We start from the raw sequence: 15,704 nt of genomic DNA on the forward strand, positions 1-15,704 counted from the left end.
ATCAGCGCTGCGCTTTCATATAATGCTGTTCCAGCAGTTTATAAAGCGAGGACTGTGGATAAAGAATCTTTCCACCAAGAGTAGTATAAGGGATTTGGCGGTTGTCCCGGTAATTCTGCAAGGAGCGTTTCGAGATGCTGAAGATGCTGCAAATCTCCTCACTGGTCAGGTACAGTTCATTTCCGATGGTCGGGCGGTGCGTGTCGATCAGAATATCGACAGCCCGGATGGCTTTGACGATGTCGCGGTACAGTTCCTTGAACGCGGCGCTGTCGCGGGTGATGATCTCTTCGGGCATGCTACAGGCTTTTTATCAGATTCTTTTCCAGGAGATGCCGGATGTCGTCGTCCCGGAACAGTACTTTATTCCCTAATGCTGTATAAGGGATAATGCCGGCGGAGCGGTAGTATTGCAAGGCCCGCTTGGTGATGCTCAAGGCCTTGCAGACCTCCTCGGCCGTAAGCCACCGGACAGTTGTCGGTTGGGCGGAGAGGGAATGGAGCGCAGACACTCGCTCCAGAAGACGTTGAAGGTGCGCCTGCAACTCTTTATAGGCGCTCGTTTCCATAAGGACGCAATCCATAATGCTGAGGGTTTAGGTGATTTCTGCGTTAAGGATGTGCAAGATAATCCAAGCCTTCAGAAAACGATCCCCATGTCCGCTCCAGACCGATCCAGTCCGCTCAAAGGAAAAAATGATCGGCGGTGACGCTGATGTACGCCATAAATCGGAAAATAGAGAGATAAAAATTCTATTTGCTTTTTTATCAGATATTCACTATATTTGTATAGAGTTGTTTGACAGGATGAACCTCGATGTAAGTTTATTCAAGACTTGCGTTTCTAAATCATTACCTCATAAAAAAACAACGCCGTAACTTATTAGGTTACAGCATTGTTTTGTAAATCCTCGGAAACCATCCGGGATTAGCGGATGTTTTTCGTAGCTAATATCACTTATATGCCCGGGTATCCCTGTGACGGGCGGGTTTCCCCCCCCCGGGTATTTAAAATCCCCGGGATGGAGGGCTTTGTATTCTTCCAGCGAGAGGGAACTGCGTTCCTGTGACCGGCGCAGTTTGTCGCCTATGACGTGGGCGGCGGCGCGGAGCGTGCGTCTCAGTTCCGTCACGAATCCGCGGGGAGGGAAGAGTGTGCAGACCATTTCACGATCCCATTTCCTGAGGAAGAACTTGCTGTAATATTCGTCCGTGGGATTTATCAGGAAGTCTATGCCGTCTTTCCACTCGTAGCGCACGTGCATCAGTTCCCCTTCGGTGAAGGGAAGCAGTTTGTAGGGGAGCGACTGGTAGGGCAGGTAGTTCAGGAACAGTTCTCCGTAATCGTTGGCATAGTTGCCGGGTACGCGCTGTTTGTCGTAGAGAACCAGTTTGTCGCCGATGTTGAGCACAACCCACCGGTGCGATTTTTTTGGGAAAAGCCATTCTCCGAGCAGGCTCGGGGTTTCGATATAGCCGGCTTTACCGACCCGCGTTACTTCGCGCAGGAACTGTGCCGGGTCGTCGCTGTGTTCGAGCACCTGGTTGCAGATTACGTAGTCGAATTCCTTGTCTGCAAAAGGCAGGGCTTCGGCCGCTGCATTGACCAGCTGCTGGTGGGGGAATATACGCAGGCCGCCGCAGCGGTGGGTGTCGTCGCCGAGGAACTTCTCCACGAGTACGTCCGCTCGGAACGTAGGACGATTGCCGGGCCCAACTTCGAGTACCCGGTCGTGTCTTTTAATATGCAGGTCTTGTCTGCTCTTAGGTGTGCTTACTTTCATTGGCTGTCATAAATATAGAGATTTATTATCATTTATCACGAAACATCCGCTTTATTTCTTTCCACTCTCCGTCGTTGGGCGCAGGCTCGATGCCCAGCAGCCTGCACAGGATGAGGTACATGTTCTGGTTCTGGAACGAGCCCTGCCGGTAGCCCTTGCGGAACGCGGGCCCCGAGGCGTAGAAGACCATGTGCATGTCGCGATCCCGGTTGTCGAAGCCGTGCGTGCCGCGTTTGCGTACGGGGCGTGCTTCGGCCGCGTAGTCGAGCGTCCATCCGGTCTCGGGGATGACGATGATGTTCGTCAGGCGGGTGGGGTGGGTGCCGTAATGAAAACGCCGGGGCATCTGCTCGCGCCGCCATGCCTTCATGTGCCCCGTCCTGCGGAGTATCCTAAGCGCCGTGTCGGCGTACTCCTCTTTCACCTCCAGCCCGAACGGGGTGCCCGGCACGGTGCGTATGACCTGCGTAGTGTCGAGCAGCGGCATGAGGTTGATGTAGCGCTCCGGCGAAAGCGCGGCCATGCCATGGTCGGCCGTGACGATGAAATTGATACGCTCGAAGACGGGCGAACGCCGGATCTCACGGAAAAAATAACGGAGGACGGAGTCGATGTGTTCGGCCTGGGCGACTGCCTGGGGCGACTCGGGGCCGTAGGTGTGCATCGTGGCGTCGGGTTCCTCGAAATACCACATCACCAGCTCCGGGATCTCGGCTTCGGGGCGCGTCATGGCGTCGATCACCCAGTCGGCGCGTTCGTAGTAGGTCGGTTTCGACGAATAGGGAGTCCAGACGGTCGCCTGGCGTCCGTCGATCGGGACTTCGCTGCCCGGCCACATGAAGATGTTGGCCGTGAGGCCCTGTCTTTCCGCCGTGTTCCAGATCGGTTCGCCGCTCCAGAACCCCGGCAGGCGGACATCCTCCGCGTCGAACACGGAGAGCTTGCGCCCGGCCTTCCGGTCGTAGAAATTGTTGTTCACGACCCCGTGGTGGTCGGGATGCAGTCCCGTGGCCATGGCGTAATGGCTCGGGAAGGTGTTGGAGGGGTAGACCGGATATATTTCGGCATAGGTTCCCGCCCGGGCGAGCGAGTCGAGTGTCGGCGTATGGCTGCGGCCGGCCAGATCCCAGCGGAAGGCGTCCATCGAAAGGATTACGACGTATTGTTTTCCGTCGGGTGTTGCGCTGACATGGGCCTTGCGGGACGCGGCGCAGCCTGTCAGGAGGATGAGCAGCAGGAAAAACGTATATTTTTTCATGTGCGGGCGTTTTTGTTTGAGTAAAGATACAAAAAAAGCGCCCACTATTGCAGTGGGCGCCTCGCGGATGTGAAAAAAATTACTTTTTCATGTAACCTTTCACATAGTGGTGGTGCGGGCCGAAACGCTCGAAGGCGGCACGGTCGAGTTCCTCCTGTGCCGACGGGTCGGCTACGGAGATGATCAGGCGGGCGCGCTCCTGCAGCGTCTTGCCGTAGAGGTCTACCGCCCCGTGCTCGGTTACGAACCAGTGGATGTGGTTGCGCGTCGTGACGACGCCTGCGCCGGGCGACAGTACGGGGGCGATCTTCGAGATGCCCTTGTTGGTCACCGAAGGCATGGCGATGATGGCCTTGCCACCCTTCGACAGCGATGCGCCGTATACGAAGTCGATCTGGCCGCCGACGCCCGAATAGAACTTCGTGCCCAGCGAGTCGGCGCATACCTGGCCGGTAATGTCGACCTGCAGCGCCGAATTGATGGCCGTCACGCGGTCGTTTTTCGAAATGATATAGGGGTCGTTCGTGTAGCCCACGTCCATCATCAGCACGGCGGGGTTGTCGTCGATGAAGTCGTAGACGCGCTGCGAACCCATCAGGAACGTCGATACCATCTTACCCTTGTCGATGTTCTTGGCTTCGCCGTTGATGACGCCGCTCTCCACGAGCGGGAGTACGCCGTCGGCGAACATTTCGGTGTGGATACCCAGGTTCTTGTGGTTGCCCAGCTGCGCCAGTACGGCGTTCGGGATGGCGCCGATGCCCATCTGGAGCGTCGCACCGTCCTCGATCAGGGCGGCGCAGTGTTTGCCGATGGCTTCTTCGGTGGCGTTCGGCTGCGTGAAGTGCGCCTCCATCAGCGGTTTGTCATCCTGTACGAAGATGTCGATCTTCGACGAGTGGATCATGGCCTGCCCGAATGCGCGGGGGACATATTTATTTACGACGGCGATCACGTGCTCGGCGGTCTCCACGGCGGCCAGCGTTGCGTCGACCGACGTGCCGAGCGATACGAAGCCGTGCTTGTCGGGCGTCGACACTTGGATCATCGCCACATTGCAGGGTACTGCGCCGCAGCGGTAGAGGCGCTGCGTCTCGCTCAGGAAAATCGGAATATAGTCGGCATAGCCGCTCTGGGTGACTTTGCGGACGTTGCCGCCCACGAAGAACGAATCGAGCTGGAATACGCCTTCGAACTTCTCGTCGGCATAGGGTGCCGGGCCTTCGGTGTGCAGGTGGTGGATGTGGACATCCTTCAGTTCGCCGGCCTCGCCGCGTGCGCACATGGCGTTGATCAGGCATTGGGGGGCTGAAGCCACGGAGCTCAGGTGGATGTGGTCGCCCGATTTGATAACCTTGACGGCCTCTTCGGCGGTCGTAAATTTGATCTGGGTAGTCATTTTTACTTTAAGTTTGTATTTTGGTTTTGGTTAGCGTTTCCTTTCGCCGATTTTTCGCGGACAAAGTTCCTGATGGCCTTGTCCGTGTAAGTCCAGAAAATCGGTACGTTACGCATCGTGATGATGTTCAGCGTATTCAGGGCAAGGCCCATGCTGATGTCCACGCGATCGAGCGTGTCGATACCCGGGGCAATGTTGTAGAACATGACGACGACGTGTTCGGGGTGTCCTCCGCGCATCGTGTAGACCCGGCCGTAGTGGTCGGACGAAGGATAGGCCGCGCCTTTGGCAAAGGCGGCCGTGCCGTTGCGCTCGCCGCCCATATAGAGGCGGAACCCCCCGTAGAGGGGTGTGATGTCGAAACGCAGCATCACGTTGCCCGTGATGTTGTCCCCGGCGCAGATGACGTTCGAAATGCAGAAGTCGTTTACGAACGAGGGGGTGCTGATCTCCGAGGGCTGGTGCCCGCGAGCGAATTTCTCGATGGCTTCATTGCGCAGGGATTCGAAATGCCGCGCTTCCCGGCGGAGTTTCTTTTTCTGGGCTTTTTGCAGCGCCTTCTGTTCCTTTGCGGTGGTACCCTCCCCGGGTTGCATGGCCGATGCCGCTCCGCACAGCGTGCAGAGCGACAACAGCAAAACGGTCAGACGTTTCAGCATGGCGTTGCTATTTGCGTTTCACCTCGACCTGTTCGTATCCCTCGACGATGTCGCCGACACGGATATCGTTGAACGATTCGATGTTCAGGCCGCAGTCCTGGCCGGCCGTAACCTCCTTGACGTCGTCCTTGAAGCGCTTGAGCGAACCCAGCTTGCCGGTGTAGATCACGATACCGTCGCGGATGACGCGGATCGGGGTGTTGCGCTGGAGCTTGCCTTCGCGGACGATACAGCCGGCCACGGTGCCGACCTTCGATATCTTGAAGATCTCCAGTACCTCGACCGAAGCGACGATCTCCTCCTTCATCACGGGCTCGAGCATGCCCTCGATGGCATCCTTGATGTCGTTGATCGCGTCGTAGATGATCGAGTAGAGGCGGATTTCGATCTCCTCCTTCTCGGCCAGCTTGCGCGCCGAGGCCGACGGGCGTACCTGGAAGCCGACGATGATGGCGTTCGAAGCGGCGGCCAGCAGCACGTCCGACTCCGAGATCTGTCCCACGGCGGCGTGGATGACGTTGACCTGCACGGTCTCCTTCGAGAGCTTGATGAGCGAGCCCGACATGGCCTCGATCGAGCCGTCCACGTCGCCCTTGACGATGATGTTGAGCTCCTTGAACGATCCGATGGCGATACGGCGGCCGATTTCGTCGAGCGTCACGTGCTTCTGGGTCATGATGCCCTGCATGCGCTGCAACTGCTCGCGTTTGTTGGCGATTTCGCGTGCCGAGCGGTCGTCCTCCATCACGTTGAACGTATCGCCGGCCTGCGGTGCGCCGTTCAGTCCCAGCACCTGTACCGGCGTCGAGGGGCCGGCGGAATCGACCTTCTTGCCGTTCTCGTTGAACATGGCCTTCACGCGGCCCGTGTAGGTGCCCGACAGGATCACGTCGCCCACGTGGAGCGTACCGCTCTGCACGAGGATCGTCGAGACGTACCCGCGGCCCTTGTCGAGCGTCGATTCGATGACCGTGCCCTGCGCCTTCTTGTTGGGGTTGGCCTTCAGGTCGAGCATCTCGGCTTCGAGCAGCACCTTTTCGAGCAGTTTGTCGAGGTTAAGGCCCTTCTTGGCCGAAACCTCCTGATCCTGGTATTTACCGCCCCACGACTCCACCAGATAGTTCATCTGCGAGAGCTGCTCCTTGATGTGGTCGGGGTTGGCGTTGGGCTTGTCGATCTTGTTGATGGCGAAGACCATCGGCACGCCTGCGGCCTGCGCATGGTTGATGGCCTCGATCGTCTGCGGCATGACGCTGTCGTCGGCCGCCACGATGATGATCGCGACGTCCGTTACGGCGGCACCGCGGGCACGCATGGCCGTGAAGGCTTCGTGGCCCGGCGTATCGAGGAACGTGATCTTCTGGCCGTTGAGCTCGACACTGTACGCACCGATGTGCTGCGTGATACCCCCGGCCTCGCCTTCGATGACGTTGGTTTTGCGGATGTTGTCCAGCAGCGAGGTCTTACCGTGGTCGACGTGTCCCATGACCGTGACGATCGGCGGACGGGGCACGAGGTCTTCCTCCTTGTCTTCGCCCTCGTCGTTGATGGCCTCCTGGATCTCGACCGAGACGAATTCGACCTTGTAGCCGAACTCCTCGGCGACCACGACGAGCGCTTCGGCGTCGAGGCGCTGGTTGATGGAGACCATCAGTCCCAGGTTCATGCAGGCCGTGATGACCTGCGTGGGCGACACGTTCATCATCGTCGCCAACTCGCTCACGGTCACGAACTCCGTGACTTTGAGGGTCGAGCGTTCCTGTTCCTCGCGTTCGAACTCTTCGTTCATACGCTCGGCAACGGCGTCGCGTTTATCCTTGCGGTATTTGGCACTCTTGCTTTTGGCACCCTTGGCCGTCAGGCGTGCCAGGGTGTCCTTTACCTGCTTCGAAACCTCCTCGTCGCTCACTTCGGGGCGTACGATCGGCTTGGGTGCGGCCTTGCCTTTGTTTTTGTTGCGACGGCCTTCGCCCGGTTTGGGCTGGTTCTGGGCACCGGGACGGTTTTGCCCGCCCTGTCCGGGACGGTTCTGGCCGCCCTGGCCCCCTTGTCCACCCTGCTTGTTGCCGCCGCCCTGCGCATTGCCCTTCGGGGCTTTGCTGACGTCGACCTTTTCCTTTTGCAGGCGCTTGCGCTTGTGCTTGCCGCCGGCCACGAATCCCGACACGTCCATCGTGCCGAGTACCTGCGGCCCGGTAAGGGTCACGGTCTCCGGACGGAAGATGTTGTCTTTGGGAGCGGCCGGTTCCGGCGCGGGTGCCGGGGTTTCTGCGGGCTTGGCGTCCGGTTGCCCGGGAGCCTGCGCTGCGGGTGCCGGCGTGGCCGGTGCGGCGGGTTTCGCAGGTTCAGCGGGCGCAGCCTGGGCAGCCTGAGCAGCAGGCGCCGCATGCACTGGCGTTGCGGGTGCGGCGGGGCTTGCCGGTGTGGCAGGGGCTGCCTGCGACGGCCGGGCTTCCGGGGCCGCAGGCATGGCCGGTGCGGGCTGTGCGGCAGCCTTGGGCGCCTGGGCAGGTGCCGGTGCTGCGGGGGCCGCAGGATGCTGTGCGGCGGGTTTTTCCGCTTCCGCCTTCGGGGCGGGTGCCGGCGCAGCCTTGGGTTTGGGCGACAGGTCGATCTTGCCGAGGAACTTCGGCTGCTGGATTTCGTCCTTGACGCTGATTACGTTGCTTTTGATGACCACCTCTTTTTCCTCCTCGCGCTCCTGCTTCTTAGCCTCTTCGAGGGTGATGGTCGTCTGCTTCAGGGAGATGCGCTCGCGGATCGACTCGCGTGCATTGCCTGCGGCGCGGTTCGCCCCGAACTCCTTCTCCAGAACGGCATAGGTCTCCGCGTCGACCAGCGTATTGGGCGACCCGTCGCTCTTGATGCCCTTCTTCTGCAGGAAGTCCGTGATGGTATTCAGTCCCACCTTGAACTCCTTTGCAACCTGAATGAGCCTTAATTTTCTTTCGTTACCCATATCTTGTGTTTTCCTTTCTTGCTTATGTTACTCTTCAAATTCGGCCTTCAGGATTTCGACGACCTTCTGTGCCTGTTCCAGCTCCAGGTCGGCACGCGCGGCGATCTCCTCTACGGGCAGCTCCAGCACGCTCTTGGCCGTGTCGCAGCCGACGTTCTTCAGGGCGTCGATGATCCATCCGTCGATCTCGTCGGCGAATTCGGTGAGGGCCACGTCCTCTTCTTCGACCTCGCGGTATACGTCGATGTCATACCCCGTGAGCATCTTCGAGAGGCGGATGTTCAGGCCGCCCTTGCCGATGGCCAGCGACACCTGGTCGGGCTTGAGGTAGACCGAAGCGGTCATCTTCTCCTCGTCGATGGTGATGCTCGAAATCTTGGCGGGGTTCAGCGCGCGCTGGATCATCAGCGACGGGTTGGCCGTGTAGTTCACCACGTCGATGTTCTCGTTGCGCAGCTCCTTGACGATCGAGTAGATGCGCGAACCCTTCATGCCGACGCATGCGCCTACCGGGTCGATGCGCTCGTCGTAGGACTCCACGGCGACTTTGGCGCGTTCGCCCGGGATGCGGACGATCTTCTTGATGGTGATCAGCCCGTCGAAGATCTCGGGAACCTCCTGTTCGAAGAGGCGTTCGAGGAACTGGTTGGCCGTGCGCGAAAGGATGATACGCGGCTGGTTATTGTTCATCTCGACCGACTTGACGATAGCCTTGATGGTGTCCCCCTTGCGGTAGAAGTCGTTGGGAATCTGCTCCGCCTTGGGCAGGATCAGCTCGTTCTCCTCGTCGTCGAGGATCAGCACCTCCTTTTTCCACACCTGGTAAACTTCGCCGGTGACAATCTCGCCGACCTTCTCCGAATATTTCTCGTAGAGGCTGGCCTTCTCCAGGTCGAGGATGCGCGATGCCAGGTTCTGGCGCAGCGACAACACGGCGCGGCGGCCGAACGAGGCGAGTTTGATCTCGTCGGCATATTCGTCGCCGATCTCGTAGGTCGGGTCGATGGCCTTGACCTCCGACACGGCGATCTGCGTATTGGGATTCTCGACGGCGCCGTCCTCGACGACGGTGCGGTTACGCCAGATTTCCAGGTCGCCCTTCTCGGGGTTGATGATGACGTCGAAATTCTCGTCCGTCTCGTACTGTTTCTGCAGTGCGTGGCGGAAAACGTCCTCCAGCACACCGATCATCGTGCTCTTGTCGATGTTCTTCAGCTCTTTGAACTCGGCAAAGTTGCTGATAAGATTGAGATTGTCCATTGTGTCGTTTATCTTGTTTTCAGTTTATGCTTGTTTTTGCCTGCGGCTCCCCGCAGTTTGTCCGGGGTTGTCCGGCGCGAGTGTCTATTTGAAATCCAGCCACTCCCGCGCGGACTTGATTTCGCCGAACCCGTAGCGGCGCGTCACCGTCACCAGTTGCTTGCGTTTCTTGCCTTCGACGGCCTGCTTCTCCTCGTAGGAGAGGGTGATGCCCTGGTCATCGGCCGCGTCGAGTTTCGCCAGCACCTTGATGCCCGAGGTGAGCAGCACCTCGACCGTGTTGCCGACCAGCTTGTGGTACTGGCGCAGGCTTTTGAGCTCCGACCCGATGCCGGCCGAAGCCACCGTCAGCGAGAAATCCTCCTCGTCGCGATCCAATTCCTCCTCGATCGAGCGGCTGAGCCTGACGCAGGCGTCGATGGCCACCGAGGTGTCGCTGTCGATGAGCAGCTCGATGTCGTTGCCGGGCGTGCAGGTGCATCCCACGACGAACATGTCCGTCCCCTGCAGGTTGCGCTCCGCCGCCTCGATTATCTTTTTTGTGTCGATCATAGCTGAATACCGGTCGTGAATATGTATAAAATAAGGGGACTCCCCGTCCCCTTACCACTTGCTTTGTCTTTCGACATTGCAAATATAGTGAAAATTTCTAATATACCAATATTTATACGGAAATTTTACTCCTCTTTCGATACGCTTTCGTAGGGCTTGATGATGCCGCGCTTCGATTCGCGGATGAACCTCACCAGCTCGTCGCGCTCCTTGCTTTGGGGGACCTGCTTCTCGACCTCCTCGCACCCCGACATGTAGTTCAGGCCGCTCTGGAAGAGGATGCGGCAGGCGTCGTGGATCTCGCCGATGCGCTCGGGGGTGAAGCCGCGGCGCGAGAGTCCGATCTTGTTGATGCCCGCGAAGCGCATCGTGTCGTTGCGTACGATGACGAACGGAGGGGCGTCCTGCCCCAGCAGCGCCCCGCCCTGGATCATGGCGTGGTCGCCGATGCGCGTCCACTGGTGTATGGCGGCATGGCCGCCGATCACCACCCAGTCGCCGATCTCGACCTCGCCGGCCAGCGACACGCGGTTGGCGATGACGCAGTTGCTGCCGACCACGTCGTCGTGGGCGATGTGGACGTAGGCCATGAGCAGGTTGTGGTCGCCCACGACCGTCTTGCCGCGCGATGCCGTGCCGCGGCTGATGGTCACATACTCGCGGATGTCGTTGTAGTCGCCGATCTCGGCCGTCGTGACCTCGCCTGCGAATTTCAGATCCTGCGGCAGGCAGGAGACGGAGGCTGCGGTATGTATCCTGCATCCTTTGCCGATGCGCGCCCCGTCGTGGATCACGGCGCCGGGCCCGATCCAGCAGTCGTCGCCGATCACGACGTCGCCGGCGATATAGGCGAACGGTTCCACCGTAACATTGTTCCCGATTTTGGCGTCGGGATGGATGTATGCCAGATTGCTGATCATCGCTTACTTGTTGTTTTTGTTTTTAACGACCTGGGCCATCAGGACGGCTTCGCATGCGAGGGTTTCGCCTACGAAGGCCTTCGCCTCCACGACGGCCACGCCGCGGCGGATAGGCTCCATGAGGTGGATTTCGAACTGGAGCGTGTCTCCGGGGACGACCTTGCGCTTGAATTTCACGCCGTCGATCTTCATGAAATAGGTCGAGTAGTTCTCCGGATCGGGCACGTCGCCCAGCACCAGGATGCCGCTGCACTGCGCCATCGCTTCGACGATCAGCACGCCCGGCATGACGGGCTCTTCGGGGAAATGCCCCACGAAGAAGGGTTCGTTCATCGTGACGTTCTTGATACCGGCCACGTCCGTCGCGTCGCGGTGGAAGATGCGGTCTACCAGCAGGAACGGCGGGCGGTGGGGCAGCATGTGGCGGATGTCGTTGATGTCGTGGAGCGGCGGCTTGCGGCAGTCGTACTGGAAACGGGGTTTCTCGCCGGCTTTGCGGATAGTGTGCTTGAGTTGCTTCATGAACTCGGTGTTGGCGAAATGCCCGGGGCGGGTGGCCCAGACGCGGCCCTTGATGCGGACGCCCAGCAGTGCGAAGTCGCCCAGCAGGTCGAGCAGCTTGTGGCGCGCCAGTTCGTTGTTGCAGCGCAGTTCGAGGTTATTGAGGTAGCCCGCCTTGATCTCGATGTCGGGCTTGTCGAAGATCTTTTTCAGGTGCTCCAGCTGGTCGGCCGGGACGGGGTTTTCGACCACGACGATGGCGTTGTCCAGGTCGCCGCCCTTGATGAGGTTCATCTTGATGAGCGGCTCCAGTTCGTGCAGGAAGACGAATGTGCGGCAGGGCGAGATTTTCTCGGCATAGTTGTCGCCCGGGTTGAAGGTGGCGTACTGGTTGCCGATGACCTTCGAGTTGTAGTCCACGTGTACCGAGACGGAAAACTCGTCGTCGGGGTAGAGGATGATGGCCACGCCCTTCTCGGGGATCGTATAGACCATCTTTTCGGTCACGTGGTAGAATTTGCGTTCGGCGTCCTGGTCGGCGACGCCCGCTTCGGTGATGGCCTTGGCATAGGCGCAGGCCGAACCGTCCATGATGGGGGTCTCGGGGGCGTCGATGTCGATGACGGCGTTGTCCACGCCCAGCGTCCAGAGCGCCGACATGATGTGTTCGATGGTGCTTACGCGGTGGCCGCCCGATTCGATGGTCGTGCCGCGCGAAGTGTCTACGACGTAGTCGCAGAGTGCGGGGATTATGGGTTGCCCTTCGATGTCGGTGCGGCGGAATACGATCCCCGTGTCGACTTCGGCGGGATTGACGGTCATGGTTACCTTGACGCCCGTATGGAGGCCCTTGCCGGAGAATGAGATCGGGGCCTTCAGCGTTTGTTGTTTTGTTGACATAAGCAGTGTTTCCGATTATTTACGCGCAAAGATAAAAATTTTTTCTTAATAAAAAGTACGTATGCGGTTATTATAAAAAGTAAGGGTTTATAGCGACATCGCCGCGGGCGGGGGTGGATATTTCGGAAAAAAACAGTATTTTTGTGCGGAAAAAACAGGAAACACGCCATGCCGACGCCGGAACCGGAAAAACGAGTCAAACGCCCCCGCCTGCGCCTGCCTTTCGAGAAACGGAAGCAGGATGCCGGTTCGTGGACGTACGACCACCGCATCGGGTTGTGCGTGACACTCATCGCCTACCTGGTGCTGATGATCGCCTTCGTTTCGTCGAAGATCGTCGTCGGCCGCAAGCCCCATACCCAGGGGATGTATATCGACCTGCAGACGCTGGCCGAGCTGGAACAGGAGCGCGACAGGCTGGAACGGCTGGCGCGCGAACGGCAGGAGAAAGACCCGATCGACTGGCGGAGCATCCAGAACCAGGTTTCGAACGAAAACGCGCTGAACGAAAAGCTCAGGGACGACCGCGGTACCAATGCCGCGGCGCTCAACGATGCCGCAGCTGCGGCCGAGGAGCGCATGCGTGCCAACCGCGAGGCTTACGAACAGGGGCTCGCCGAGGAGCGCGCCATCCGCCAGCGCCGCGGCGCCGGGGAGGATTCCGAGCACCAGGATCGCAAGGTCAAGGGGCGCGTCACGGTTTCCTTTTCGCTGACCGACCCGGTGCGGACGTCCCGCTACTTGGCCGTCCCGGCCTACAAATGCGAAGGCGGCGGCGAAGTGGTGGTCGAGATTACGGTCAACCGTGCGGGCGACGTGACGAACGCCCGGGTGGTTGAAGGCGGGGACGAGTGCATGCGCTCTTCGGCGCTCGGTTCGGCCCGCAGGTCGCGTTTCAACATCGACGATTCCGCCCCGGCACGCCAGCAAGGGACGATTACGTATATTTTTATCCCCCAATAAGTTCTTTTTGCCCCGCAGAGGCGTGATGTTTGCCGGATTTTTTTTATCTTTGTTGCCGATCGAAATTCAGGCATGCGTAAAATCGCGATCATACTGTCGGGCTTGCTGTGTTGCCTGTTCTACGAAACGGGCGGCAGGGGGATTCCTGCGTCCGTTGCGGAGCATGCCGCCGTCACGATTTCGGTCGACCGCGCTTCCCATGACCAATGGCGTTGCGAGCGCGAGTACAATGCCGACCTGAATTTGTCCCGCGTGGCGGGGGAAGTATCTCCTGCCCCGGTCGTGCCCGTTTCCCAACGCGGCGGATCCGAAACCGGCCAGAACGCCGACCGTTTTGCGGCGAACCGGTTCGAGGCGGGTGTCGTGAAAGTAACCTCGGAATTCAAATCTTCTGACCTGTCCGTCGGCCTGCATGCCGTAGACTACTACGTCTACCGCCTGCGCCGGCTCATTATTTAGCGTGTTGTATTTTACCGGTTTACAAAGGAAATACAAACGATTAATAATGAAAAAGATATGGATAGGAATAAAATTTGCGAGGCGATGTACGCCTTGCCCGGGGGCGTTGTGGTAAAACGCCGTAAGTCCCAGTTGCGCGCTGCCGTGCTGTTCATCGCCGGCGTTGCGTTGGTGGTAGTGAACAATATGTACGGGGCGGAGCTCACGAACAACATGCGTTCGGCGATCGTTTTCATCGGCGGGCTGCTGATCCTCTCGGGGATGGTCATGGCTGCGATCCAGCTCTTCGGCTCGGGGGGCGTGCCCTTCCACAAGGACAAGCATTGCTACCTCGTTTTCGAGGAGCTCTACTTCGACCGGGGCGTCCGTGCCGATGTGGTGCAGTCGGTGGAGGACGGCGCCGTAGACCGGCTGCTGGGGCTGGCACGCGCGAATGTCCCGGCGCTCACGGTGGCCCTCTACCGTACGCCCGACAACAGTTTTGCAGCCATGCAGGCGTTCGAGTACGCCGACCTGGAGTACAAGCCGCTGACCAGGCTGAACATAGTAGATAAAGCATAACGTAACATAAACGGAGAAGAATGATAGACATCAGTGGTGAAAATGTAGTATTGGTAGGCGCATTGCTGCTCTTCGTGGCGGTGATGGCCGGTAAGGTCGCGTATCGTTTCGGGGCCCCCGCGCTGTTGCTGTTCCTCGGGGTGGGCATGTTGTTCGGTTTGAATTTCATCTCGTACCGTTCGGTCGAGATGACCCAGTTCGTGGGTATGATCGCCTTGTGTATTATCCTCTTCACGGGCGGTATGGACACGAAGTTCTCGGAGATAAAACCCATCATCGGCCCGGGCGTCGTACTGGCTACGGTCGGTGTGGTCATGACGGCGTTCGTGCTGGCCGGTTTCGTGTGGCTGGTGGCTCCGTGGCTGGGGATCGAAATACCGTTCGCGCTGGCGCTGCTGCTGGCCTCCACGATGTCCTCGACCGACTCGGCGTCGGTTTTCTCCATCCTGCGAAGCAAGAAACAGGGGCTCAAGCAAAACCTGCGCCCGCTGCTGGAGCTGGAGAGCGGTTCGAACGACCCGATGGCATACATGATGACCATCCTGCTCATCAGCGTCGTGTCGAATACCTCGTCCGGCGTCGGCCTGGGTATGAGCGTAGTCTTTTTCGTGGTGCAGATGGTCGTGGGCGCCCTGTCCGGGTACCTGATCGGGCGGCTGGCCGTATGGACGATCAACCGCATCAAACTGGCCAACCATTCGCTCTACTCGGTACTCCTGCTGGCATTCATCTTCTTCTCGTTCGCCTTCACCGACCTGATCAAGGGCAACGGCTACCTGGCCGTCTACCTTTCGGGTCTGGTTATCGGCAACCATAAACTCGAACAGAAACGGCCGCTGACCGTCTTCTTCGACGGGTTCACGTGGCTCATGCAGATCGTGATGTTCCTCACGCTGGGCCTGTTCGTGAACAGCAACGAACTGCTCGAACCCCGGGTGCTGATCCTCGGCGGGCTGGTCGGGGCGTTCATGATCCTTGTGGCGCGTCCGCTGACGGTCTTCACCTGCCTGCTCCCGTTCCGCAAGTTTACGACCAAGGCGCGGCTTTACGTGTCGTGGGTCGGGTTGCGCGGCGCCGTGCCTATCCTCTTCGCCATCTATCCGCTGATGGCGCATGTGGAGAATGCCGGGCTGCTGTTCAACGTGGTTTTCCTGGGGACGATCATTTCGCTGCTGGTGCAGGGCACTACGGTGAGCGGCATGGCCAACCTTCTGGGGCTGGCCTATGAGGAGCGCGAGTCGGCCTTCAGCGTCGACATGCACCAGGACATGAAGTCGGCGCTTACGGAGGTCGAGGTCAACGAGACGATGCTCGAAAGCGGGCATACGCTCAAGGACATCACCCTCCCCGAGAATACGCTGGTGATGATGGTCTGCCGCGACGGCGAGTATTTCGTGCCGCAGGGTAAGACGGAACTCAAGCTGGGCGACAAGCTGCTGGTCATTTCCGACCGCAGCGAGGAGCTGGCAACCACCTATAAGGACATGGGCATCGACGATGTCATGAAGTTAGGGTAGGCTTCCCGCGGA

At 59.2% G+C, this 15,704-nt stretch carries 14 protein-coding genes and 1 pseudogene; 4 read left to right on the plus strand and 11 right to left on the minus strand.

The genetic code is table 11. From position 1 onward, the window contains the following. Window position 1: 1 nt before the first annotated feature. The 11 genes and pseudogenes from NQ559_RS11655 to NQ559_RS11705 all read right to left on the minus strand — a co-directional run bounded on the left by NQ559_RS11655 (window position 2) and on the right by NQ559_RS11705 (window position 12,192). A complete protein-coding gene (locus tag NQ559_RS11655) occupies window positions 2-298 on the minus strand; it encodes a helix-turn-helix domain-containing protein (RefSeq protein ID WP_009598269.1) in 297 nt (98 codons plus the stop codon). A gap of 1 nt (window position 299) precedes the next feature. After that, window positions 300-584 (minus strand): helix-turn-helix domain-containing protein, encoded by a 285-nt coding sequence (locus NQ559_RS11660; RefSeq protein WP_018696786.1) that lies wholly within the window; start codon window positions 582-584, stop codon window positions 300-302. 438 nt (window positions 585-1,022) lie between these two features. After that, a pseudogene (locus tag NQ559_RS11665) lies at window positions 1,023-1,784 on the minus strand (class I SAM-dependent methyltransferase); the annotation flags it as partial. A gap of 28 nt (window positions 1,785-1,812) precedes the next feature. Continuing rightward, window positions 1,813-3,042, minus strand: a complete 1,230-nt coding sequence (locus NQ559_RS11670) for an alkaline phosphatase family protein (RefSeq protein ID WP_018696788.1) — start codon at window positions 3,040-3,042, stop codon at window positions 1,813-1,815. Window positions 3,043-3,121: 79 nt separating this feature from the next. Beyond that, on the minus strand, window positions 3,122-4,441 hold the full coding sequence (locus NQ559_RS11675; protein ID WP_018696789.1) for an acetyl-CoA hydrolase/transferase family protein: 1,320 nt from the start codon (window positions 4,439-4,441) through the stop codon (window positions 3,122-3,124). Between the two features lie 2 nt (window positions 4,442-4,443). Next, entirely contained in the window at window positions 4,444-5,100 is a 657-nt protein-coding gene (locus tag NQ559_RS11680; RefSeq protein ID WP_018696790.1) for a hypothetical protein, read from the minus strand. A 7-nt stretch (window positions 5,101-5,107) separates the two neighbouring features. Beyond that, window positions 5,108-8,059, minus strand: coding sequence for a translation initiation factor IF-2 (gene infB, locus NQ559_RS11685; RefSeq protein WP_018696791.1), 2,952 nt, complete (start codon window positions 8,057-8,059; stop codon window positions 5,108-5,110). Window positions 8,060-8,086: 27 nt separating this feature from the next. Then, a complete protein-coding gene (nusA, locus tag NQ559_RS11690) occupies window positions 8,087-9,319 on the minus strand; it encodes a transcription termination factor NusA (RefSeq protein ID WP_018696792.1) in 1,233 nt (410 codons plus the stop codon). An 84-nt stretch (window positions 9,320-9,403) separates the two neighbouring features. Next, window positions 9,404-9,871, minus strand: coding sequence for a ribosome assembly cofactor RimP (rimP, locus tag NQ559_RS11695; RefSeq protein ID WP_018696793.1), 468 nt, complete (start codon window positions 9,869-9,871; stop codon window positions 9,404-9,406). A gap of 125 nt (window positions 9,872-9,996) precedes the next feature. Beyond that, a complete protein-coding gene (gene lpxA, locus NQ559_RS11700) occupies window positions 9,997-10,791 on the minus strand; it encodes an acyl-ACP--UDP-N-acetylglucosamine O-acyltransferase (protein ID WP_018696794.1) in 795 nt (264 codons plus the stop codon). Between the two features lie 3 nt (window positions 10,792-10,794). Then, on the minus strand, window positions 10,795-12,192 hold the full coding sequence (locus NQ559_RS11705) for a bifunctional UDP-3-O-[3-hydroxymyristoyl] N-acetylglucosamine deacetylase/3-hydroxyacyl-ACP dehydratase (protein ID WP_018696795.1): 1,398 nt from the start codon (window positions 12,190-12,192) through the stop codon (window positions 10,795-10,797). A gap of 168 nt (window positions 12,193-12,360) precedes the next feature. On the opposite strand from NQ559_RS11705, the gene NQ559_RS11710 reads away from it, so the two are divergent. From NQ559_RS11710 to NQ559_RS11725, 4 genes are all read left to right on the plus strand, one after another. Then, a complete protein-coding gene (locus NQ559_RS11710; RefSeq protein WP_018696796.1) occupies window positions 12,361-13,155 on the plus strand; it encodes a TonB family protein in 795 nt (264 codons plus the stop codon). A gap of 72 nt (window positions 13,156-13,227) precedes the next feature. After that, window positions 13,228-13,614, plus strand: coding sequence for a hypothetical protein (locus NQ559_RS11715; protein WP_018696797.1), 387 nt, complete (start codon window positions 13,228-13,230; stop codon window positions 13,612-13,614). Window positions 13,615-13,671: 57 nt separating this feature from the next. Further along, window positions 13,672-14,175, plus strand: coding sequence for a hypothetical protein (locus NQ559_RS11720; RefSeq protein ID WP_026318546.1), 504 nt, complete (start codon window positions 13,672-13,674; stop codon window positions 14,173-14,175). Window positions 14,176-14,195: 20 nt separating this feature from the next. Further along, window positions 14,196-15,692, plus strand: a complete 1,497-nt coding sequence (locus tag NQ559_RS11725) for a potassium/proton antiporter (RefSeq protein WP_026318547.1) — start codon at window positions 14,196-14,198, stop codon at window positions 15,690-15,692. Window positions 15,693-15,704: the final 12 nt, after the last annotated feature.

It is taken from the genome of Alistipes onderdonkii, assembly GCF_025145285.1.
Classification (GTDB): domain Bacteria; phylum Bacteroidota; class Bacteroidia; order Bacteroidales; family Rikenellaceae; genus Alistipes; species Alistipes onderdonkii.